The 20,713-nt window shown below is 63.6% G+C and carries 21 protein-coding genes; 10 read left to right on the top strand and 11 right to left on the bottom strand.

All coding sequences use genetic code 11. The annotated features are described in order from the left end of the window. The first annotated feature begins 127 nt into the window (after positions 1–127). From C404_RS43150 to C404_RS43135, 4 genes are all read left to right on the top strand, one after another. Positions 128–1,228: a substrate-binding domain-containing protein gene (locus C404_RS43150; protein ID WP_021195019.1), complete on the top strand. Its 1,101-nt coding sequence runs from the start codon at positions 128–130 to the stop codon at positions 1,226–1,228. A gap of 65 nt (positions 1,229–1,293) precedes the next feature. Further along, the gene (locus tag C404_RS43145) at positions 1,294–3,828 is read left to right on the top strand and encodes an ABC transporter permease (RefSeq protein ID WP_021195018.1); all 2,535 of its coding nucleotides are present in this window, start codon (positions 1,294–1,296) and stop codon (positions 3,826–3,828) included. Positions 3,829–3,855: 27 nt separating this feature from the next. Next, complete coding sequence (locus C404_RS43140) at positions 3,856–4,260, top strand: group II truncated hemoglobin (RefSeq protein ID WP_021195017.1); 405 nt, start codon at positions 3,856–3,858, stop codon at positions 4,258–4,260. A 45-nt stretch (positions 4,261–4,305) separates the two neighbouring features. Next, complete coding sequence (locus C404_RS43135) at positions 4,306–4,884, top strand: DUF924 family protein (protein ID WP_021195016.1); 579 nt, start codon at positions 4,306–4,308, stop codon at positions 4,882–4,884. Positions 4,885–4,892: 8 nt separating this feature from the next. On the opposite strand, the gene C404_RS43130 is transcribed toward C404_RS43135, so the two are convergent. The 11 genes from C404_RS43130 to C404_RS43080 all read right to left on the bottom strand — a co-directional run bounded on the left by C404_RS43130 (position 4,893) and on the right by C404_RS43080 (position 13,304). Beyond that, a complete protein-coding gene (locus tag C404_RS43130) occupies positions 4,893–5,489 on the bottom strand; it encodes a LysE family translocator (protein WP_021195015.1) in 597 nt (198 codons plus the stop codon). Between the two features lie 14 nt (positions 5,490–5,503). Next, positions 5,504–6,088 carry a TIGR00730 family Rossman fold protein gene (locus tag C404_RS43125; protein WP_021195014.1) on the bottom strand — a complete coding sequence of 195 codons (585 nt, stop codon included), beginning with the start codon at positions 6,086–6,088 and terminating at the stop codon, positions 5,504–5,506. Then, positions 6,085–6,804: a TetR/AcrR family transcriptional regulator gene (locus tag C404_RS43120; protein WP_021195013.1), complete on the bottom strand. Its 720-nt coding sequence runs from the start codon at positions 6,802–6,804 to the stop codon at positions 6,085–6,087. The genes C404_RS43125 and C404_RS43120 overlap by 4 nt, the downstream gene beginning before the upstream one ends. A 140-nt stretch (positions 6,805–6,944) precedes the next feature. Continuing rightward, complete coding sequence (locus tag C404_RS43115) at positions 6,945–7,409, bottom strand: diacylglycerol kinase (protein WP_021195012.1); 465 nt, start codon at positions 7,407–7,409, stop codon at positions 6,945–6,947. A 12-nt stretch (positions 7,410–7,421) separates the two neighbouring features. Continuing rightward, positions 7,422–8,465 carry a glycosyltransferase family 4 protein gene (locus C404_RS43110; protein WP_031329387.1) on the bottom strand — a complete coding sequence of 348 codons (1,044 nt, stop codon included), beginning with the start codon at positions 8,463–8,465 and terminating at the stop codon, positions 7,422–7,424. Positions 8,466–8,566: 101 nt separating this feature from the next. Beyond that, complete coding sequence (locus C404_RS43105; RefSeq protein WP_031329386.1) at positions 8,567–9,517, bottom strand: UDP-2,3-diacylglucosamine diphosphatase; 951 nt, start codon at positions 9,515–9,517, stop codon at positions 8,567–8,569. A gap of 244 nt (positions 9,518–9,761) precedes the next feature. Next, the gene (locus tag C404_RS43100; protein ID WP_021195009.1) at positions 9,762–10,781 is read right to left on the bottom strand and encodes an esterase/lipase family protein; all 1,020 of its coding nucleotides are present in this window, start codon (positions 10,779–10,781) and stop codon (positions 9,762–9,764) included. Between the two features lie 24 nt (positions 10,782–10,805). Further along, positions 10,806–11,330: an RDD family protein gene (locus C404_RS43095; protein WP_021195008.1), complete on the bottom strand. Its 525-nt coding sequence runs from the start codon at positions 11,328–11,330 to the stop codon at positions 10,806–10,808. Positions 11,331–11,425: 95 nt separating this feature from the next. Beyond that, on the bottom strand, positions 11,426–12,283 hold the full coding sequence (locus C404_RS43090) for a DUF3106 domain-containing protein (protein ID WP_031329385.1): 858 nt from the start codon (positions 12,281–12,283) through the stop codon (positions 11,426–11,428). Between the two features lie 11 nt (positions 12,284–12,294). Then, complete coding sequence (locus C404_RS43085) at positions 12,295–12,741, bottom strand: DUF3619 family protein (RefSeq protein ID WP_021195006.1); 447 nt, start codon at positions 12,739–12,741, stop codon at positions 12,295–12,297. Beyond that, complete coding sequence (locus C404_RS43080) at positions 12,738–13,304, bottom strand: RNA polymerase sigma factor (RefSeq protein ID WP_021195005.1); 567 nt, start codon at positions 13,302–13,304, stop codon at positions 12,738–12,740. The genes C404_RS43085 and C404_RS43080 overlap by 4 nt, the downstream gene beginning before the upstream one ends. Positions 13,305–13,673: 369 nt before the next feature. Between C404_RS43080 and C404_RS43075 the strand changes: the two genes are divergently transcribed. From C404_RS43075 to C404_RS43050, 6 genes are all read left to right on the top strand, one after another. Continuing rightward, complete coding sequence (locus tag C404_RS43075; RefSeq protein WP_031329384.1) at positions 13,674–15,431, top strand: acetolactate synthase 3 catalytic subunit; 1,758 nt, start codon at positions 13,674–13,676, stop codon at positions 15,429–15,431. Further along, a complete protein-coding gene (gene ilvN, locus C404_RS43070) occupies positions 15,431–15,922 on the top strand; it encodes an acetolactate synthase small subunit (protein ID WP_021195003.1) in 492 nt (163 codons plus the stop codon). The genes C404_RS43075 and ilvN overlap by 1 nt, the downstream gene beginning before the upstream one ends. A gap of 75 nt (positions 15,923–15,997) precedes the next feature. Further along, positions 15,998–17,014, top strand: a complete 1,017-nt coding sequence (gene ilvC, locus C404_RS43065; protein WP_021195002.1) for a ketol-acid reductoisomerase — start codon at positions 15,998–16,000, stop codon at positions 17,012–17,014. A gap of 150 nt (positions 17,015–17,164) precedes the next feature. After that, positions 17,165–17,812, top strand: coding sequence for a phosphatidylserine decarboxylase (locus tag C404_RS43060; RefSeq protein WP_021195001.1), 648 nt, complete (start codon positions 17,165–17,167; stop codon positions 17,810–17,812). Between the two features lie 14 nt (positions 17,813–17,826). Continuing rightward, on the top strand, positions 17,827–18,699 hold the full coding sequence (gene pssA / locus C404_RS43055; RefSeq protein ID WP_021195000.1) for a CDP-diacylglycerol--serine O-phosphatidyltransferase: 873 nt from the start codon (positions 17,827–17,829) through the stop codon (positions 18,697–18,699). A gap of 315 nt (positions 18,700–19,014) precedes the next feature. Then, positions 19,015–20,556, top strand: coding sequence for a 2-isopropylmalate synthase (locus tag C404_RS43050; protein ID WP_021194999.1), 1,542 nt, complete (start codon positions 19,015–19,017; stop codon positions 20,554–20,556). Positions 20,557–20,713: the final 157 nt, after the last annotated feature.

Genomic DNA, 20,713 nt, shown 5'->3' with positions numbered 1-20,713 from the left:
TATGTTGGATGTTGCATGATGGCGGCAACATTGAGGCGGTCGGCAGCGCACGATGCGCCCGCCCCGGGAAACGACGGGAATTGTTTTCCGGGAGCACGCACGAAGTAAATAGGAAATCACAAACATAATGACGTTCCAGTTCGAGGTATTCCCGGTGGTGGGCGCCGACGACAATCCGCGCGCCAACGGCAAGGTCTTTCAGTTGCTGCGGGCGGTGCGTGAAACGGGGTCGCTGCACCGGGCAGCCAAGCAGGTGGGGTTGTCGTACCGGCACGCATGGGGCGTGATGCGCTCGTGGGAAGAGATGCTCGGGCGGGCGCTGCTGGATATGGAGCGTGGTCGTGGGGCATCGCTCACCCTGTTCGGCGAGCGGATGCTGCGCGCGGAGATGCGCCTGCGCGAGCAGCTTGACCCGGCTGTGCGCCAAGCCATGGGCCAATTCATGGCGGAGCTGGAAGACGCCTCGCAATCGCAAACGCGCATTCGCTTCTCGGGCAGCCATGATCCGGCGGTCGAAGTGCTGGCCGAGACGTTTGCGCACGAAAGCCAGGCTTCGCAGCTCGACACCGTGTTTTGCAGCGCCGTGGAAGGACTGATCTGCCTGCAGGAGAAGCAGTGCGAGGTGGCCGGCTTCTATGTGGCGCCGCAACAGGGTGCTGGCTCAATCGCCCACCAGACGCTGCGCAAGTGGCTGCGTCCGACCGCCGTACGCCTGATCGCCTTGGCCGATCGGGAGCAGGGGTTGATGATGTCGCCGGAATGGGCGGGGCGCGTGCAGTCGCTGCAGGATCTGGCTCGGACCCAGGCGCGGTTTATCAACCGCCAGCGCAGTTCGGGCACGCGCCTGCTGTTCGATCAACTGTTGGTGGCGGCCGGGTTATACCCCGACCAGATCAACGGTTACGACGAGCAGGAGTTTTCCAGCGACAAGATCGCCGTGGCCGTGCAGGAAGGGCGGGCGGATGTCGGGTTTGGCCTGCGTCCTGGCGCCGAGGCTCATGGCTTGCATTTCGTGCCGCTCACGCGTGAGACGTATTACCTGGCGGTGCGCCGCAATGACGCGCTTGCCTCGTGGGTGCGCGAGCTGATCGAGCGCATCGGCCAGCCGGCATTCCGCGAGGGGCTGAGCCATCTGGCGGGCTATCGCGCCACCGAGCAGGTGTCGTTGCTGACGGCAGACCAGGCGCTTCCTTGGCACGCCGAGGACACCCGCGCGCTGGCCCACTGAAGTCGTGCGAACATGGCGGGGTTTGCGCGATCAATGACGATGTGCGCCCTCCCCATGTTCCGCCCATGTCACGTTTTTCTGTCTGGACCCAAGCCCTGCGCATGCTGCGCCGCGATTGGCGCGCTGGTGAGCTGAACCTGCTGCTTGTTGCGCTGGTGCTGGCCGTGGCCGCGCTGGCGTCGGTCAGCTTTCTGGCCGACCGCATGCATGCCGGCCTGGAGCGCGATGCGCGCCAGTTGATCGGCGCAGATGTGCTTGTGGTGTCTGATCAGCCGCTGCCGGCCGACATCGAGGCGCATGCGCGCGCCGGCGGCCTGGAAGTGACGCACACCGCCACCTTCCCCAGCATGGCCAGCACGCTCACCAACGGGTCATCCGGCGAGCCAGCATCGCAACTGGCGGCCATCAAGGCGGTGGATGCGGGATATCCGCTGCGCGGCACGCTCAAGGTAAGCGGCGATGGGCGCGATACCGTTGGTGCGCCTATCCGCGCCATTCCTTCTGCGGGCACGGTTTGGGTCGACGCACCGTTGCTCGAAGCGCTGGGCCTGCGCGTGGGCGATGCCATTCGCCTGGGCACGCGCACCTTCAAGATCGCTCACGTCATCACGCAGGAGCTGGATCGTGGTGCCGGCTTCATGAACTTTGCCCCACGCGTGATGCTGCCGATGGCCGATCTGGCGTCCACGGGCCTCGTCACCTACGGCAGCCGTGTCACGTATCGCCTGCTGGTAGCGGGGCCCGATGCCGCTACCACCGCCTTCCGCAACTGGACCGAAAACGAACTGAAGACGCGCCAGGTGCGCGGCGTGCGCATCGAGTCTTTGCAGAATGGCCAGCCGCAGATGCGCGAAACACTGGATCGTGCCGAGCGCTTCCTCTCGCTCGTCGCCTTGCTCGCCGCGATGATCGCGGCCGTGGCGATCACCATGGCCGCGCGGCGCTACACCGCACGGCATACCGATGCGGTGGCCATCATCAAATGCCTCGGGCTGCGGCAGGGGCAGATCCTCGGGACGTTTGCGCTGGAGTTTTTGCTCATCGGCGTGCTGGGTTCGCTGGTGGGGGTGGCGCTGGGCTATGGCGCGCACTGGCTGCTGCTGGCGTCGTTGGGGGATCTGGTGACGGTCTCGTTGCCGGCGCCGTCTGTGTGGCCGGCTGTGGTGGGGGTGACGGCAGGGCTGGTGCTGCTGGTCGGCTTTGCTGTGCCGCCGTTGCTGAGCCTGGTGCGCGTGCCACCGCTGCGTGTACTGCGGCGTGACGTGGATGAGCACGCCATCGCGGCATGGGTGGGCTATGCGCTGGGGGCGGCCGCATTCTTTGCGTTGCTGGTGGTGTCGGCGCGCGATGTGAAACTGGGGGCGCTGACGGCGGGCGGGTTTGCTGGCGCCATTCTGGTTTTTGCGTTGCTGGCTGCCGGTGGGCTGCGCGCGCTGGCCTTGTCGCTCGGGCGCGGTCGTGCGCTGGGCGTCGGCTGGCGTTTTGCGCTGGCCGTGCTGGAGCGTCGTCGCGGCGTGAGCGTGCTGCAAACCGTGGCCCTGGCAGTGGGGCTGATGGCGTTGCTGCTGCTCGCCATGACGCGCAATGACCTGATCCGCTCGTGGCACAACGCCACGCCGGCCGATGCGCCCAACCGCTTCATCATCAACATCCAGCCGGATCAGATGGAGGCAGTGTCGCAAGCGCTGGCCCGTGCGGGCGTGGCCGATCCCAAGCTCTACCCGATGGTGCGCGGGCGCTTGACACAGGTGAATGGTCAGACCATCGGCCGTGAGACCTATGCGGAATCCCGCGCACGCAACCTGATCGAGCGCGAGTTCAACCTGTCCTACGCGACCGAACAGCCGCCAGAGAACCGCATCGTCGCCGGCCAGTGGTTTGGCGGGCAGAAGCCCGAGGCGTCGGTGGAGGAGGGCATCGCCAAGACGCTGAATCTGCACCTGGGCGACGTACTGCGTTTCGACGTTGCCGGGCAGACGGTGGATGCGCCCATCACGTCCTTGCGCAAGCTCGACTGGAGTTCGATGCGCGTGAACTTCTTCGTGATCCTGCCGCCCGTTGCGCTGCACGACATGCCGCAGACCTACGTGACGGCGTTCCGCATTCCGGCAGGACAGGCCGATCTGCCGTCCAGGCTGGTGCGCGAGTTTCCGAACCTGACGGTGGTGGATACCGAGCTGATCCTGCAGCAGGTGCAGGGCGTGCTCGACCAAGTGACGGTGGCGGTCGAGTTCCTGTTCGTCTTCACGCTGGCGGCGGGCGTGCTGGTGCTGTATGCGGCGCTGTCCGGCTCACGCGACGAGCGCCTGCGCGACGCTGGCGTGCTGCGCGCGCTGGGCGCGGGCTCCGGCATCGTGCGCCAGACGCAGTACGCCGAGGTGCTGATCGTGGGTGGCCTGGCCGGATTGATGGCGGGCGTGGGCGCCATCGCCATCGGCTGGGTGCTGTCGGCGCATGTGTTCGACTTTCCGTATCGATTTAATCCGGCGATCTTGCCGGTGGGCATCGTGGGCGGCATGCTGTGCGCCTTTGCTGGTGGCTGGCTGGGTTTGCGTGACGTGCTGCGGCGCCCGGCCATGGCAACGCTGCGGGATGCCTGATCGTTTTTTTGATGTGATTGACGCTGTATGACTGACGCAACTTCCGGCCAGGAAACCCTGGCCTTCGATCTGATTGGTGGCGAGGCGCGCGTGCGCGAACTCGTTGACCGCTTCTATGACCTGATGGACCTCGAGCCCGAATTTGCCGTGCTGCGCGGGGTGCATCCGCCTAGCCTGGATAGCGCGCGCGACAAGCTGTTCTGGTTTCTGTGCGGCTGGCTCGGTGGCCCAAGCCACTACATCGAACGTTTCGGCCATCCGCGTCTGCGCGCACGCCATCTGCCGTTCGAGATCGGCACGCAGGAGCGTGACCAGTGGATGCGCTGCATGGCGCTCGCGATGCAAGACATCGGTCTGGACGAAGCCCTGCAGATGCGCCTCATGCAAGCCTTCTGGCAGACCGCCGACTGGATGCGGAATGTGCCGCGCTGAAGTGCCGCGCTAACGCAAGACATAAGAGCACGCGAGGAGACCCTGATGATCGGTTTGCCCACCGCGGACGACGTACTCGCGTTCTGGTTTGGCAATGCGCCGCTGGTCGACGCGCGGCCGGAGTGGTTCACCAAGTCCGACGCCTTCGATGCCGAAATCCGCGCGCGCTTCCTGCCACTGTGGGAGGCGCTGTCAGTGGGTGAGCCCGATACCTGGATGGACACGCCGCAGGAGGCGATCGCGCGCATCGTGGTGCTCGATCAGTTCTCGCGCAACATGTTTCGCAATACCGCGCGCGCCTTTGCCAGTGATGCTGCAGCATTGCACACCGCGCAGATCGTCGTGGCAGCCGGCTGGGACGCCAAACTGCCGACGCGCCATCACCGCGTGTTCTGCTATCTGCCGTTCGAGCACAGCGAGGCGTTGGCCATGCAGGACGAGTCGCTTCGTCTCTACACGCGCCTGCGTGATCAGGAGGGCGATGCCGATTCGCTCATCTGGGCCGAGAAGCACCGCGAGATCATCGCGCGCTTTGGGCGCTTCCCCCATCGCAATGCAGCGCTTGGGCGCGCGTCCACGCCGGAAGAGATGGCGTTTCTTGCGCAGCCAGGCTCGTCGTTCTAGCGGGCAGCTTAGTGGCCGAGCACCGAATACATGAGCGTGCCGGAAAACATCAGCAGCACGAGCGAGGCCCCGCGCAGCAGCACAGGCGTGTGGGGCGCCCATGTTCGCCGCGCCGTCAGCAGCACGCCCAGGTAGGACCAGCCGATCGCAATCGGCACGAGCACGACCAAAAACACGCCGATCGTCCACGCAAAGGAGCTGGCGGACCGGAACGCTTCCAGCGGAAACAGCGTGCTCGCAAACAACAGCGCTTTCGGGTTCATCACCGTGGTGAGGAACATGTCGCGCAGGCTCACGGGGCTGGCGGTCACGTGCTGCAGCGCGCCGCTCTGTCGCCAGATTTTGGCGGCCAGAAAGAGGATGTAGACCGAGCTCACCAGCTTGACGGCCATTGGTAGCCAGGGCTGTTTGGCCGACACTGCGCTGAGGAAGAATCCCCAGAGCGAAATGCCGACCACGTAGCCGAGTGCTTCCGCTGCAATGAGTGGGCTGGTCCGGCGCACGCCAACCTTGAGGCCGGACGACAGCAGCAGCGTATTGGTCGGCCCCGGCACGATCAGCACCAGCGACACGTACAACGCCATCTTCAGCAGGGTGTCTTGCATGACGGCCTTACGTGTTACGTGCGCTCGCGGCGTTCCGACCACTTGTCGACCGTTTCGCGCGGTGCGCGGGCCAGCATGTCAATCAGCTCGGCCGGGTCCTGGCTCACGTGCAGCAGGTCGGCGTGATGGCGCTTGAGGAAGCCCTCTTGTACGGCATGGTCGATGAAGGCCAGCAGCTTGTCGTAGAAGCCCGCCACGTTCAGCAGGCCGATCGGCTTGTTGTGATAGCCGAGCTGCAGCCACGTGAAGGTCTCGAACAGCTCTTCGTAGGTACCCACGCCGCCGGGCATGGCGATGAAGGCATCGGCACGGTCGGCCATCATCTGCTTGCGCTGGTGCATGCTGTCGACGATGTGCAGCTCAGTCAGCTCCTTGTGGCCAACCTCCTTGCGCACCAGCGACTTGGGGATGATGCCCACCACGGGGTTGCCGCCGTGCAGTACCGCATCGGCCACGATGCCCATCAGGCCGACGTTGCCGCCGCCGTAGACCAGCGTAAGGCCACGCTTGACCATTTCGTTACCGAGCGCAATGGCGCCGGCCTTGTAGTCCGGGCGCTCGCCCGGGCTGGAACCGCAATAGACGCAGATCGATTTCATTTGGCAGGGGAGGTGGGGCTGGAAGCGCCTGGTGCGCCAATCGGCGGATCGTTGCTGCGGCTGACCGCGAGCAAGTCGAATGCCCGCCGCGGCTTGCCGCGCAGGTAGGGCGCGAGGATCGACAGGATGTGGTAGCTCGCACCGTGCAGATGGTCGCGGATCGCGTTCTGGTCGTTGTACTGACGCGGGTGCTGCACGAACTGGAACGACAGCCAGTAGGTGGCGATCACCACAATGTTGGTGCAGATCGCATCGATTTGGACTGGCGTGGCTTCCATTTCGCCGTCTTCGATGAACTGGTGGCAGATGTCCATGGCGAAGTGCCGCTTCTGCTCGACGATGCGCTTGAAGTTCAACTCCAGCATGCGGTTGCGTGCCAGCAGGTCGTTGATGTCGCGGTACAGGAAGCGGTAGTTCCACAGGAACTCCGACATGTACTGTAGATAACCCCAGGTCTCATCCAGTGTGGCCTTGTGGTCATCTGGCAGCTTCAGGCGACGCGCGATCTCCTGCTCGAACTGCACGAAGATCGAGTTGATGATGTCGTCTTTGTTGCGGAAGTGGTAGTACAGGTTGCCGGGGCTGATCTCCAGCTCTTCGGCAATCGTCGTGGTGGTGACGTTGGGTTCGCCCAGCTCGTTGAACAGGCGCAGCGATACTTCAAGAATGCGATCGCGCGTGCGGCGTGGGCCGGTGGAATGCTGCTTGGTTTCCATTGAACTGCCAAGGCCGGTGGCCCTGTCTCCGTGGCGTGTGTGTGCCCGGATTATAAAAGATCGTGCTTGTGCAACGACTCCCCACATGCAGTGGGGCAGGCATTGCCAAACGTTATCTCCGCGTGTGCGCGGGTAAGCCCTTAGCGCAACAGCGATGCTACCCACGGCCAGGCGATCGCCACCCATGTTCCCACGCACAGCAGCAGGGCCAGCATGACGGCGGCGCTGCCGAAATCCTTGGCGCGCTTGGACAACCCGTGCTGCTCCAGTGAAATGCGGTCGACCGCGGCTTCCACGCTTGAATTGAGCAGCTCGACAATCAGCACCAGCACCAGCGTGCCGAGCATCAGGATGCGTTCCACCACCGTAGCGGGGATGACGAACGCGCACGGCAGCAGAATCGCGCACAGGGTCAGTTCCTGGCGGAACGCGCTTTCCTCGTCGATGGCGAAGCGGATGCCGCTGATGGAATTCTTGAGCGCGAACCACGCCCGTGTGATCCCCCGGTTGCCCTTGTGGGGATTATCGGCCGGGGAGTAGGCGCCCGCCGCGGGCGGTGGGGCGGGGTCTGCTAGCGGCCGATCGGGCGGCGTGGTCGGCTTCATTGAACGCAAGGCTTAAGCGCCCGTGGCAGTCGAGGGTTGAGCGGTCTTTGCATCGCCAGATTGTACGGCGGGCATCGGACGCAGGTGTGCCAGGAACTGCTCGGAGGCCGCGCGCCACGAGAATTTCTCGGCATGCGCGCGTGCCGTAGCGCGGTCGATGCGCAGCGCTTCCAGGCAGGCCTCGCGCAGGTCTTCGCGCAACGCGCCGGCCGGTGAGTCGCCCAGCACGTCGATCGGGCCCGTTACCGGATACGCCGCTACCGGCAAGCCGCTGGCCAGCGCTTCGAGCAACACCAGGCCAAACGTATCCGTACGGCTCGGGAAGACGAACACATCCGCCGAGGCGTACACCTTGGCCAGCTCCGGCTGCTTGAGCACACCCAGGTAGTTGGCGTTCGGGTACTTCGCCTTCAGGCCGGACAGCGCCGGGCCTTCGCCCACCACCCACTTGGAGCCGGGCAGGTCCAGTTCCAGAAAGGCTTCCACGTTCTTCTCCACGGCCACACGGCCGACGTACAGGAAGATCGGGTGCGCCGTGTTGAGCACGTTGCCGCGCTGCGCGGTGAAGACGTCCAGATCCACACCGCGCGTCCACAGTACGCCGTTGGTGATGCCGTAGTCAGCGAGGTCCTTCAGCACCACGGGCGTCGGTGCCATTACTGCTTGCGCCGGGCTGTGGAACCAGCGCAGGAAGCGATACGTCCATGCCAGCGGAATGCCGAAGCGTGCCTGCACATACTCCGGAAAGCGCGTGTGGTACGCCGTCGTATAGGGCAGCTTGTGGCGCAGTGCATAGGCGCGTGCAGCCAAGCCCAGCGGGCCTTCCGTGGCGATATGCAGCGCCTGCGGGGCAAATTTCTCAATGCGCTCTCGCACACGCTTGGCCGGCAGGATCGACAGGCGGATTTCCGGATATGTCGGGCACGGCACCGTCTTGAATTCGAGCGGCGTGATCATGTCGACGATGTGGCCCATGGCTTCAAGCTCACGGCGCGTCTGGGTGAGGGTGCGGACGACGCCGTTGACCTGCGGTTCCCAGGCATCGGTGACGATCATGACTTTCACGGGCTCTCCTTGGCGGGTGGCGGGTGTCGATTGAGCGGCGGCGGGCTGTACGAGGTCGATGTTGGTGTTCGTCATGTGGGCTTGGGTTTCCATCAGGCGGCAGCCGCAGCGGCGCGGCGCGCGCGGCGGGAAGTGGGTGGTGCATCGAGCAGATGCGTCCAGTAGACGATCTGCAGTTCGCCTTCCATGGTTTCGACCAGGGCGGAGAGGCTTTCCACCCAGTCGCCGTCGTTGCAATAGAGCTGGCCGTCGATCTCGCGGATCTCGGCCTTGTGGATATGCCCGCAAACCACGCCGTCGCAGCCGCGGCGGCGCGCTTCGTCGGTCATCACGCGCTCGAACGAGTTGATGAAGTTGACCGCGTTCTTGACCTGATGCTTGAGGTACTGCGACAGCGACCAGTACGGGAACCCAAGCTTCACGCGGATGCGGTTGAAGTGCCGGTTCATCGCCAGGATGAAGGTGTAGAGCGAGTCGCCCACGTAGGCGAGCCAGCGCGCGTGCTGCATCACACCGTCGAACAGATCCCCGTGCACGACCCACAGGCGGCGGCCGTCGGCCGTGACGTGCACCGCATCTTCAGCGACTTCGATATCGCCGAAGTTCAAGCCGTGGAACTGGCGCGCCATCTCGTCGTGGTTGCCCGGGATGAACACCACGCGGGTGCCCTTGCGCGCGCGGCGCAACACCTTCTGCACGACGTCGTTGTGCGCCTGCGGCCAGTACCAGCCCTTGCGCAGCTGCCAACCGTCGACGATGTCGCCAACGAGGTACAGCGTGTCGGATTCGTGGTGCTTAAGGAAGTCGAGCAGATAGTCTGCCTGGCAGCCCGGCGTACCGAGATGGATGTCCGACAGCCAGATCGTGCGATAGCGGTGGACTTTTTCGGCGGGCGGGTCAGCGTCCTTGTCGGCCAGTTGGTCGGGTGCCAGGGCAGGGATCGGGGTGGCGACAGGGGCTTCGTGGTCTCGCACATCACCGCGGCCGGCCGGCAGGGCGGAACCCAGCGCGCCGGCGGCAGCAAGTCCGGCGGCCATTTGCATCAGAGGCGGTGGTGCGTTCCAGTCGGAACCGGTGAGAGGGGCGGCGCGAAAGCGTTGCGCGAGGCGGCGGAGGAAACCAGGACGGCTTGGCGAGTTTGGCAGGACCATGTCGGCAACAGAGGCTGCGTTGGACGGATTTCGCCACCGCTGCGTGAATAAGCCGTGTCAGAAACATGACCGTCACATGACGTGATTGCCATAGAACATCAAAGCGAGCGCCGGAGACCTGCGCCCCGCGTGCGTTTCAAGCGGATGGGGGCCGCAGCGTGCCTTCGATGCGCGCCAGCTCTGTCAGCACCGCATTGCGCACGCGCGCGTCGCATAGCAGCGACACATGGCCGATGCCGGAGAGCGGCACATGCCGTGCGCCCTCTAGCCAGGACGCACCGGCAGGCCCGACGATGGAGTCGTGCCACGAGAAGATCGACGTGATACGCGCCCGCACGGCCGGCGTTTCGGATGCCGCAAGCTGGCGCAGCCATGCACTCGCCCAGGCCATCTGGCGCACGTTGCGCCCGCGCCCACTGCGCGCCATCGCTGTGCCCCGATGTGGCGTGCCCAGCGTGATGACATGCGCAACCGGGCAGGCATGCGCTGATTGCCGCAGCAACGCACGCGCAGCGAGTCCGCCCATGCTGTGACAGAGCAGGACCGGCGCGCGGCCGTACGTGTGCGTCATGCGCGCGACAACGGCGGCGATGTCTTGCGCGTAGTCGTCGATGTCGCCCAGCAGCGGCATCAGGTCAATCGCTTCGGTCGGGTGGCCCGCAGCCGCCAAGTGCTTCTGCATTGGCAGCCACACCGCGCGGTTGCAGCCATAACCGTGGATCATCAGCACGGACACGCGCGCGCCGCCACCGGCTGCAGCATCGAACGCTGCCTGTGCGCGAAACGGTTGCAGCACGTTAAACATCCATGCCACCGATGCGCATTCGCGCAACCAGCACGCGATAAAACCCGCCACGCCGATGCGCTGCTCGCGCGGTACGCGCATGCGATCCCACACCGGGTCATCCGGAATGGCTGTGCCGAGACTCGTGGATGCAATGAGAAATGCCCAGCCAACCGAGATGAGATAACCGAGGACCAGGGCCGCTGCGGCAACGGCAGCCGTGCCTGGCCAACTCAACGCACCCCAGTGATGAGCGGCCCACGCGACCGCCAGTGTCGCTGCACACTGCAGCACGACCGCAATGCGCCGTGCGTTGGCTGCCGTCAGCGAGGCCAGCGGCGTGGGGGAGGCGGGCAGATCGGCGTGCGTCATGGTGTGCCGTCGCCAGAGATGAAATCAGGCGCGCACCAGCCGCGTGCCGGCCAGGCGGTCATGCAGGAACTGGCGTTGCGGGTCCAGCCACGCCAGCGCGCCCCAGGCCAGCACACAGGCCAATGCGACACCAGCACCAGTCCAACGGGAAACCCCACTCACGTGGATGATGCCGACCGCCACAACCACCCAGATCCAGGCCAGCGCATAACGTGCAATGGCACGGCCAAGCGAGATGGGCGAGCCGTCTGTATTGACGACGCGCATGCGCCAGGTCTGCATGGCGAGCGTTTGACCGCGCTTGCGCCAGAAGCCCACGAAATACAGCCCCAGCGCAAGGAAGCCCCACACCTGCAGGCCGATATCGCCTGTGCGCGCCAGCGGAGGAATGATCGCGCGCAGCAGCAGGAAGATGGCCGTCGCGCCAAACATCACGCCGAACAGCAGCAGGCCCTCGTAGAGCATCGCAGCCAGGCGGCGGCGCAGCGTGGGAGCGGCAAGCGGGTCAGGTGCCGTGACAGGCGAAGTGGGGGCAGCGGTAGTGGCCATCGAACCGGTTAAGCGCAGGCAGGACGTAATCGATCGTGCGCCGGCACAACGTGTGCGCGGCGCGTGATCGGATTATGCCAAAGGGAATGCCGCGCTTAGCCGCCACCCAGTACGGTCGACGGAGGCGGATTGCCCGAATCGCCGTCCGGGCTGTTGGCGGGAGCCACCGGGTGTGCAGGCGTGACCGGCGCATTTGCCGATGCTGGAGCCGGTGCTGAGGCAGCGGGCGTGGTTGCTGCGGGTGCAGACGCCGCGGCCGTTGCGGTCGGCTTAGCCGGCGCCAGCGGATTCGGAGCCGACTTGGTCGTGCCCGGCTTGGTGCGCGCACCGTGATGCAGCGCCTTGGCTGCATCCTTGGCCAAGCTCGTGCTGCCAGGCAATGCGGTGACCGCAGACGGACGCTTCTGTGCCTTGGCTGCCGCAGCAAGCTCTTTTTTCTGCTCGTCGGGCAGCTGCTGATAGCGCTGCCAGGCTTCGCTCTTCTTTTGGACGGGAACCGACTTGGTGGTCTGGAAATTCTCGCGGGCTCGGTGCCGCTGTTCCGGCGTCAGCTTGACCCAGTCCGCCATGCGTGTCTGCAGGCGCTGCTGCTGTGCCGGCGTGTACTTCGGATAGGCCTGGGCAATCTGCAGCCACTTCTTGCGGGCCAGCTCGGGCATGCTGTTCCATTCCGGTGTGAACGGCGCCAGGATGCGCTGCTGCACCACGGTCAACTCAGACCAATTCGGATGGATGGACGGCTGCGGATTGGTGGCCGGCGGCGTTGGCAGTGCCAACTGTGCGCTGGCGCTGGCGTCCGAAGCGGTGGCCGGTGCCGATGCAGCAGGCGCTTGTGCGATGGCCAATCCGGCGGACAGACCTACCGCGCCGATCAACGAGATCAAGGCAACGCGCAGGCGCAAGGTCCGTTCGCCTCGCGGTGGTTGGCCGTGGGTGCGGTGGAAGTTGCTCATCGATCAGCCTTTCACTGCTGATCGCGTTTATCGAGATACTGATGGAAGCCTTGATCGGCGTAGGCAGCCAGCGGCAGGTCGTCTAGCAACATGGCGGCGTCCACCTCGGCGAGTTCGTCCACGCGTTGCTGCTGTTGCCACTGATAGATACCGGCGAGCCCTGCGACCAGTGCGATGGTCGGCCACAGCAGACCGAGGCGACGCAGGAACATGCCGATACGGTGCAGCGGCGACGCAGCGTCGTCTTCCAGGTCGAAGGACACCTGACCCACACCCGGCATGACCAGGGCGGGCGAGCGCACCGTGCTCGGCGCTTCCGCTTTTTTGTGTGCAAGTGCCGTCCGACGTGCCGCGGAGAGGCGGTCACGTACGTCGGGCGGCAACTGTCCTGCCGACTCGTTCAGAGCGGTGCGGACGGCGTGCGCAAAGCGGCGTTCTCGAAGTTCTACCTTGTTCATAGTCGGATCCCTCGCGCCCTCAGCGCTTGGGCCAGGGCGTGCGTTGCCCGCGAGCAGTGCGTTTTCACGCTCCCCTCGGAACAGCCCATCGCCTGGGCGGTTTCGGCAACATCCATGTCTTCCCAGTAACGCATCAGAAAGGCTTCCCGTTGACGTGTAGGGAGCTTCTCGATTTCGCGTTCCAGAATTTCCAACATTTGCGAACGCTCGACCTTGTCAGCGCTGCTTTCTGCTGCTGTGGAGCCAGCTTCACTTTCGATTAGCTCCAGCGGGTCGGTATCGTCGCCCTCTGCGTCCGTGCGAAAGCTGGAGAACAGGCTGACCCACGTGTTACGTACCTTGGAGCGACGGAACCAGTCGTGGATCGTGTTCTGCAGTATGCGCTGGAATAGCAGGGGCAGTTCGGCCTCGGGCTTGTCGCCGTATTTTTCGGCCAGCTTGATCATCGCGTCCTGCACGATGTCGAGCGCGGCGTCATCATCGCGGACCGCGAATACTGCCTGCTTGAAGGCGCGTTTTTCGACGCTTATGAGGAAGGCCGACAGTTCCTGTTCAGAGGCCATACAACGGCGGGTGCGAATCCTGTGGGGCGGTCTGGCGAAATTTCACATTGTCATCAAGTGATGCGATGTGAACATTGTGCCTCGCAGCAACGACGGCCTGAGCCGTCAAAAATGTTGCGATGCTAGCAAAAATGCAGGTCCACGGACAGTCCGACTGTCTGGCGGACCGCCTTGTGTGGCGAATCTTGCCGCCGCTGGACCGCCATGCGGCATTGCAGTATCATCGTCGGTTCACAATATCTGTGGTTTGTCTCATCTGGCCGCCCATCAGGCGGACCATCCATGCAGACGCGCACCGCTCAAATCCGCGCCACAAGCCCGGTAGAGAGCATCCAAACAATTTTTTGCCGAAAATTGCAAAGGACTGACATGAATATGCCAAGCGCGGAATTTTCCCACGCCAATAGCGGTTCATCTGCCGACATGATGGGGTCTGACATCCTCGTCAATGCGCTCGCGGCAGAGGGCGTCGAGTTCGTCTGGGGTTACCCCGGCGGCGCGGTGCTCTATATCTACGACGCGTTCTACAAGCAAAACAAGATCGAACACATCCTGGTGCGCCATGAACAGGCGGCAGTCCATGCGGCTGACGGCTATGCGCGTGCCACGGGCAAGGTCGGTGTCGCCCTGGTGACATCCGGCCCGGGCGTGACCAATGCCGTGACCGGCATCGCCACCGCCTACCTGGATTCGATCCCGATGGTGATCATCACCGGCAACGTGCCGACGCACGCCATCGGCCAGGACGCCTTCCAGGAATGCGACACCGTCGGCATCACCCGACCGATCGTCAAGCACAACTTCCTGGTCAAGGACGTGCGCAATCTCGCTTCGACCATCAAGAAGGCGTTCTATATCGCCGCGACCGGCCGTCCGGGCCCGGTGGTGGTGGACATCCCCAAGGATGTCTCGCGCGAGATGTGCAAGTACGAGTATCCGAAAACGATCGAGATGCGCTCGTACAACCCGGTCAACAAGGGTCACTCCGGTCAGATCCGCAAGGCCGTGAGCCTGCTGCTGCAGGCCGAACGTCCGTACATCTATTCGGGTGGCGGCGTAGTGCTGGCCGAGGCCAGCGAAGAGCTGCGCCAGTTGGCTGCGCTGACGGGTTACCCCGTCACGAACACGCTGATGGGCCTGGGTGCATTCCCGGGCACCAGCAAGCAGTTCTTGGGCATGCTGGGCATGCACGGTACGTACGAAGCCAACATGGCGATGCAGAACTGCGACGTGCTGATCGCCATCGGCGCGCGCTTTGATGACCGCGTGATCGGCAGCCCGGCGCACTTCACGTCGCAGCCGCGCAAGATCATCCACATCGATATCGATCCGTCTTCCATCTCCAAGCGGGTGAAGGTCGACATCCCCATCGTCGGTAACGTCAAGGACGTGCTGCAGGAGATGATCAGCCAGATCCAGTCGGGCGAAGCCAAGCCGAACAAGACGGCGCTGGCCAAGTGGTGGGAACAGATCGAGCAGTGGCGCAGCGTCGATTGCCTGAAGTACGACCGCACTTCCGAGATCATCAAGCCGCAGTACGTGGTCGAGAAAATCTGGGAACTGACCAACGGCGACGCTTTCGTCTGCTCCGACGTCGGTCAGCACCAGATGTGGGCTGCGCAGTTCTACAAGTTCAACGAGCCGCGTCGCTGGATCAACTCCGGTGGCCTGGGCACGATGGGCGTGGGTCTGCCGTACGCGATGGGCATCAAGAAGGCGTTCCCGGACAAGGAAGTCGTCACCATCACCGGTGAAGGCTCGATCCAGATGTGTATCCAGGAACTGTCGACCTGCCTGCAGTACGACACGCCGGTGAAGATCTGCTCGCTCAACAACGGCTACCTGGGCATGGTCCGTCAGTGGCAGGAAATCGAGTACGACAACCGTTACTCGCATTCCTACATGCAGGCGCTGCCCGACTTCGTGAAGCTGGCCGAAGCGTATGGCCATGTGGGCATGCGCATCGAAAAGACGTCCGACGTTGAACCTGCGCTGCGCGAAGCCTTCCGACTCAAGGATCGCACCGTGTTCCTCGACTTCCAGACCGACCCGACCGAAAACGTCTGGCCGATGGTCCAGGCAGGCAAGGGCATCTCTGAAATGCTGCTCGGCGCGGAGGACCTGTAATGCGTCACATCATTTCCGTCCTGCTGGAAAACGAAGCCGGCGCGTTGTCGCGTGTGGTGGGTTTGTTCTCGGCGCGCGGCTACAACATCGAGACGCTGACGGTCGCCCCGACCGAAGACGCCTCGCTGTCGCGCATGACGATCGTCACGACCGGTTCGGACGACATCATTGAGCAGATCACCAAGCACCTGAACCGCCTGGTGGAAGTCGTCAAGGTCGTCGACCTGACCGAAGGCGCGCACATCGAGCGCGAGCTGATGCTCGTGAAGGTGCGTGCAGTCGGCAAGGAGCGCGAGGAGATGAAGCGTACGGCGGACATCTTCCGCGGCCGCGTTATCGACGTGACCGAGAAGACCTACACGATCGAGCTGACCGGCAACGGCAGCAAGCTTGACGCGTTTCTCGATGCCATCGATCGCACTGCCATTCTGGAGACCGTCCGTACGGGCGGCTCGGGCATCGGCCGCGGCGAGCGCATTCTGAAGGTTTGAACCGGCGCGTGCACCAGCGTGTAACTGCGGCCGGACCCCATCGATATTGAAGTATTTGAACATTAGGACATCACCATGAAAGTGTTTTACGACAAGGACGCCGACCTCTCCCTGATCAAGGGCAAGAACGTCACCATCATCGGCTACGGCTCGCAAGGCCACGCCCACGCCCTGAACCTGAACGACTCGGGCGTGAAGGTGACGGTCGGCCTGCGCAAGGGTGGCGCGTCGTGGAACAAGGCCGTCAACGCCGGCCTGCAAGTCAAGGAAGTGGCCGAGGCTGTGAAGGAAGCCGACGTGGTCATGATTCTGCTGCCGGACGAGCAGATCGCCGACGTGTACAAGAACGAAGTGCACGGCAACATCAAGCAAGGCGCCGCTCTGGCCTTCGCTCACGGCTTCAACGTGCACTACGGTGCTGTGATCCCGCGTGCTGACCTGGACGTCATCATGATCGCCCCGAAGGCACCGGGCCACACCGTGCGTGGTACGTACAGCCAAGGTGGCGGCGTGCCGCACCTGATCGCCGTGCACCAAGACAAGTCGGGCGCTGCGCGTGACATCGCTCTGTCGTACGCCACCGCCAACGGCGGCGGCCGCGCCGGCATTATCGAGACCAACTTCCGCGAAGAAACCGAAACCGACCTGTTTGGCGAACAAGCCGTGCTGTGCGGCGGTACGGTCGAGCTGATCAAGGCTGGCTTCGAGACGCTGGTGGAAGCCGGCTACGCTCCGGAAATGGCGTACTTCGAGTGCCTGCACGAGCTGAAGCTGATCGTCGATCTGATCTACGAAGGCGGCATCGCCAACATGAACTACTCGATCTCGAACAACGCCGAATACGGCGAGTACGTCACCGGCCCGCGCGTCGTGACGGAAGAGACCAAGAAGGCCATGAAGCAGTGCCTAAAGGACATCCAGACCGGCGAGTACGCGAAGAGCTTCCTGCTGGAGTACAAGGCTGGCCAACCGACGCTGATCTCGCGCCGCCGCCTGACCGAAGAGCACCAGATCGAGCAAGTTGGCGCCAAGCTGCGCGCGATGATGCCGTGGATCGCCAAGAACAAGCTGGTCGACCAGTCGAAGAACTGATCGTCCGCGCCTTGTGCGAGAAGAAAGCCAGCCTGCGGGCTGGCTTTTTTTATGCTGAATCGAAGGGATTCGGCGCCGTTTCAAGTGCTGGCGTGTCCCCGTGTCGGCTAGAATGCCGCATTTCCTTCAAGACGCTGTCGAGGTCTGATTTTGAACAACACGTATCCGCATCCCATCATCGCCCGTGAGGGCTGGCCGTACCTGGGCGGGATTTTCATCGTCTCGCTCATTGTGCAAATGGCCGCCGGCTTCGGCTGGGCGTGGCCGTTCTGGGTGCTGACGCTGTTTGTGCTGCAGTTTTTCCGTGATCCGGCGCGTGCCGTGCCGACGCAGGCCAACGCGATTCTCTCGCCGGCCGATGGCCGCATCGTCGCCGTCGAGCAGGTGCGCGACCCGCATGCCGATCGCGACGCGCTGAAGATCAGCGTGTTCATGAACGTCTTCAACGTGCACTCGAACCGCGCGCCGGTCGACGGCACGGTGCAGAAGGTGCAGTACTTCCCGGGTAAGTTCGTCAATGCCGATCTGGACAAGGCTTCGCTCGAGAACGAGCGCAACGCCGTGGTGCTGCGTCGCCCTGATGGCCAACTCGTCACCTCGGTGCAGGTGGCCGGCTTGATCGCCCGCCGCATCCTTTGCTATACCAAGGCAGGGGAAACCCTCGCGCGCGGCCAGCGTTATGGCTTCATCCGCTTCGGTTCGCGCGTTGACGTGTACCTGCCGCTGACGGCGCGCCCACGCGTGACCATCGGCGAGAAGGTGTCCGCCACGCTCACGGTGCTCGCCGAACTGGACTGATCCGGAGGCCCTCCATGCCCGCGTTCAATCGGCGCAAGAAGCGCTTCACCAATAGCAACGTGACGCACCTGCGTCCGCTACGCCACAACCAGCCGCGCCCGGATGACGACGATCTTGAAGTCGTCCGCCCGCGCCGCCGCGGCATTTATCTGCTGCCTAATGCGTTCACGACAGCCGCGCTGTTTGCGGGCTTCTTCGCGATCGTGCAGGCGATGAACCTGAACTTCGAGACGGCCGCCATCGCGATTTTCGCGGCGATGGTGCTCGATGGTATGGATGGCCGCGTCGCGCGTATTACCAACACGCAAAGCGCGTTTGGTGAGCAGTACGACTCGCTGTCGGACATGGTGTCGTTCGGTGTCGCGCCAGCGCTGGTGATGTACGAGTGGATTCTGCGAGACCTGGGCAAGTGGGGCTGGCTCGCGGCCTTCGTCTACTGTGCCGGTGCGGCGCTGCGCCTGGCGCGCTTCAACACCAACATTGGCGTGGTCGACAAGCGCTTCTTCCAGGGCATGCCTAGCCCGGCCGCGGCCGCGCTGATCGCCGGCTTTGTCTGGCTGGCGATCGACAACAAGCTGCCGGTGAAAGAGTTGTGGATGCCGTGGGTCGCATTCGGGCTGACGCTATACGCAGGGCTCTCGATGGTATCGAACGCACCGTTCTACAGCGGCAAGGCGCTCGACGTGCGGCATCGCGTGCCGTTCGGTGTGATGGTGCTGGTGCTTGTGCTGTTCGTGGTCATATCGAGCGACCCGCCTGTGGCGCTGTTCGGCCTGTTTGTCGGTTACGCCGTGTCGGGCTATCTGCTCTGGGGCTGGCGCACGCTGCAAGGACAGCAGGGCAGTCCAAAGTTGCCGAAGCAGGGAGCAGACGAAGCGCACGAGTGACCGATGCGCTGCACCATTGTGCGCTTGCGTCAATTTTTGAATTCGTCTATAGTCTTTCGCATGCTTTCGCACCCGATTTCCATTCTGATTACGCTAGTCTCGATTGATGGCCTACTAGGTCGTCAGGTCGGGACACGCGCATAGGAAATCGCAAGACAAGGCAAGCAGAAACCGCCAAGTTTTCGCGAACCAGAATTCACAGCGCCCCGGCCTGCAACCATGCACGCCGGGGCGTTTTGCATTCTGCGCCGCAAAAAACATTCGAGACACCACTAAGACCGACGTCAAAAACGTCACCCCCACCAAGGAACCGCCATGAGCGACAAACTCATCATTTTCGATACCACCTTGCGCGACGGCGAGCAGTCCCCCGGTGCGTCGATGACCAAGGAAGAGAAGATCCGCATTGCCAAGCAGCTCGAACGGCTCAAGGTGGACGTGATCGAAGCCGGCTTCGCGGCCAGCTCCAATGGTGATTTCGAGGCGATCCGCGCGATTGCCCAGTCGGTCAAGGATTCGCGGATTTGCTCGCTGGCCCGTGCGAATGACCGCGACATCTCCCGCGCTGCAGAGGCGCTCAAGCCGGCCGGTCAGTTCCGTATCCACACGTTCATCGCCACGTCGGCGCTGCACATGGAGAAAAAGCTGCGCATGTCGCCGGATCAGGTGTACGAACAGGCGCGCCTGGCTGTGCGCTTTGCACGCCAGTTTACGGATGACATCGAGTTCTCGCCGGAAGACGGCAGCCGTTCCGACATGGACTTCCTCTGCCGCGTGCTGGAAGGCGTGATTGCCGAGGGCGCGACCACCATCAACCTGCCCGATACGGTCGGTTATGCGGTGCCGGAAGGCTATGCCGCGCTGATCCGCTCGGTGCGCGAGCGCGTCCCGAATTCCGACAAGGCGATCTGGTCGGTGCATTGTCATGATGATCTGGGTATGGCCGTTGCCAATTCGCTGACCGCTGTCCAGTTGGGTGGCGCGCGCCAGATCGAATGTACGATCAACGGCCTGGGCGAGCGTGCCGGCAATACCAGCCTCGAAGAGGTCGTGATGGCCGTCAAGACGCGCCGCGACTACTTCAACCTCGATGTTGGCGTCGATACCTCGCAGATCGTGCCGGCCTCCAAGCTGGTCTCGCAAATCACCGGTTTCGTGGTGCAGCCGAACAAGGCCGTGGTCGGCGCCAATGCGTTCGCACACGCTTCCGGTATCCACCAGGATGGCGTGCTCAAGGCGCGCGATACCTACGAGATCATGCGCGCCGAAGATGTGGGCTGGACGGCCAACAAGATCGTTCTCGGCAAGCTCTCGGGCCGCAACGCGTTCAAGCAGCGCCTGCAGGAACTGGGCATCGAGTTGGATTCGGAAGCCGAGTTGAACGCCGCCTTCACGCGCTTCAAAGAGCTAGCTGACCAGAAGGCCGAGATCTTCGACGAAGACATCGTCGCCATCGTTTCGAACGAAGCGCAGCAAAGCGAAGGCGAGCACTTCCGCTTCGTGTCGCTGGCGCAGCGTTCGGAAACGGGCGAGCGCCCGCACGCACGCATCGTCTTCGTTGCCGACGGCAAGGAAGTGACGGGCGAGGCGGAGGGCAATGGCCCGGTCGATGCCACGCTCAACGCCATCGAAAGCAAGGTCGCCAGCGGCGCCGAGCAGCTTCTGTACTCGGTCAACGCGATCACGACCGGCACGCAGGCGCAGGGTGAAGTGACGGTGCGTCTGTCCAAGTCGGGCCGGATCGTCAATGGCGTGGGCACCGATCCGGACATCGTTGCTGCATCCGCCAAGGCTTACCTGGCCGCACTGAACAAGCTGCAGGACAAGAGCAGCGAAAAGCTCAACCCGCAGATCTGATCGCGGGTTTCAACGAACACACGCAGGAGTCAGCCCAGACCCCAACACGATTACCACTGAGCGCGCACCCGGTTATCCACCGGAACGCGAAGCGGGTGCGGCGGCACCGGGCACGTCAGGAGCGTGCACCATGCCGACCGTCTTTGAGTGCGATGTC

It is taken from the genome of Ralstonia sp. AU12-08 (assembly GCF_000442475.1).
GTDB classification, from domain to species: domain Bacteria; phylum Pseudomonadota; class Gammaproteobacteria; order Burkholderiales; family Burkholderiaceae; genus Ralstonia; species Ralstonia insidiosa.
This window is presented reverse-complemented; position numbering and strand designations above follow the sequence as displayed.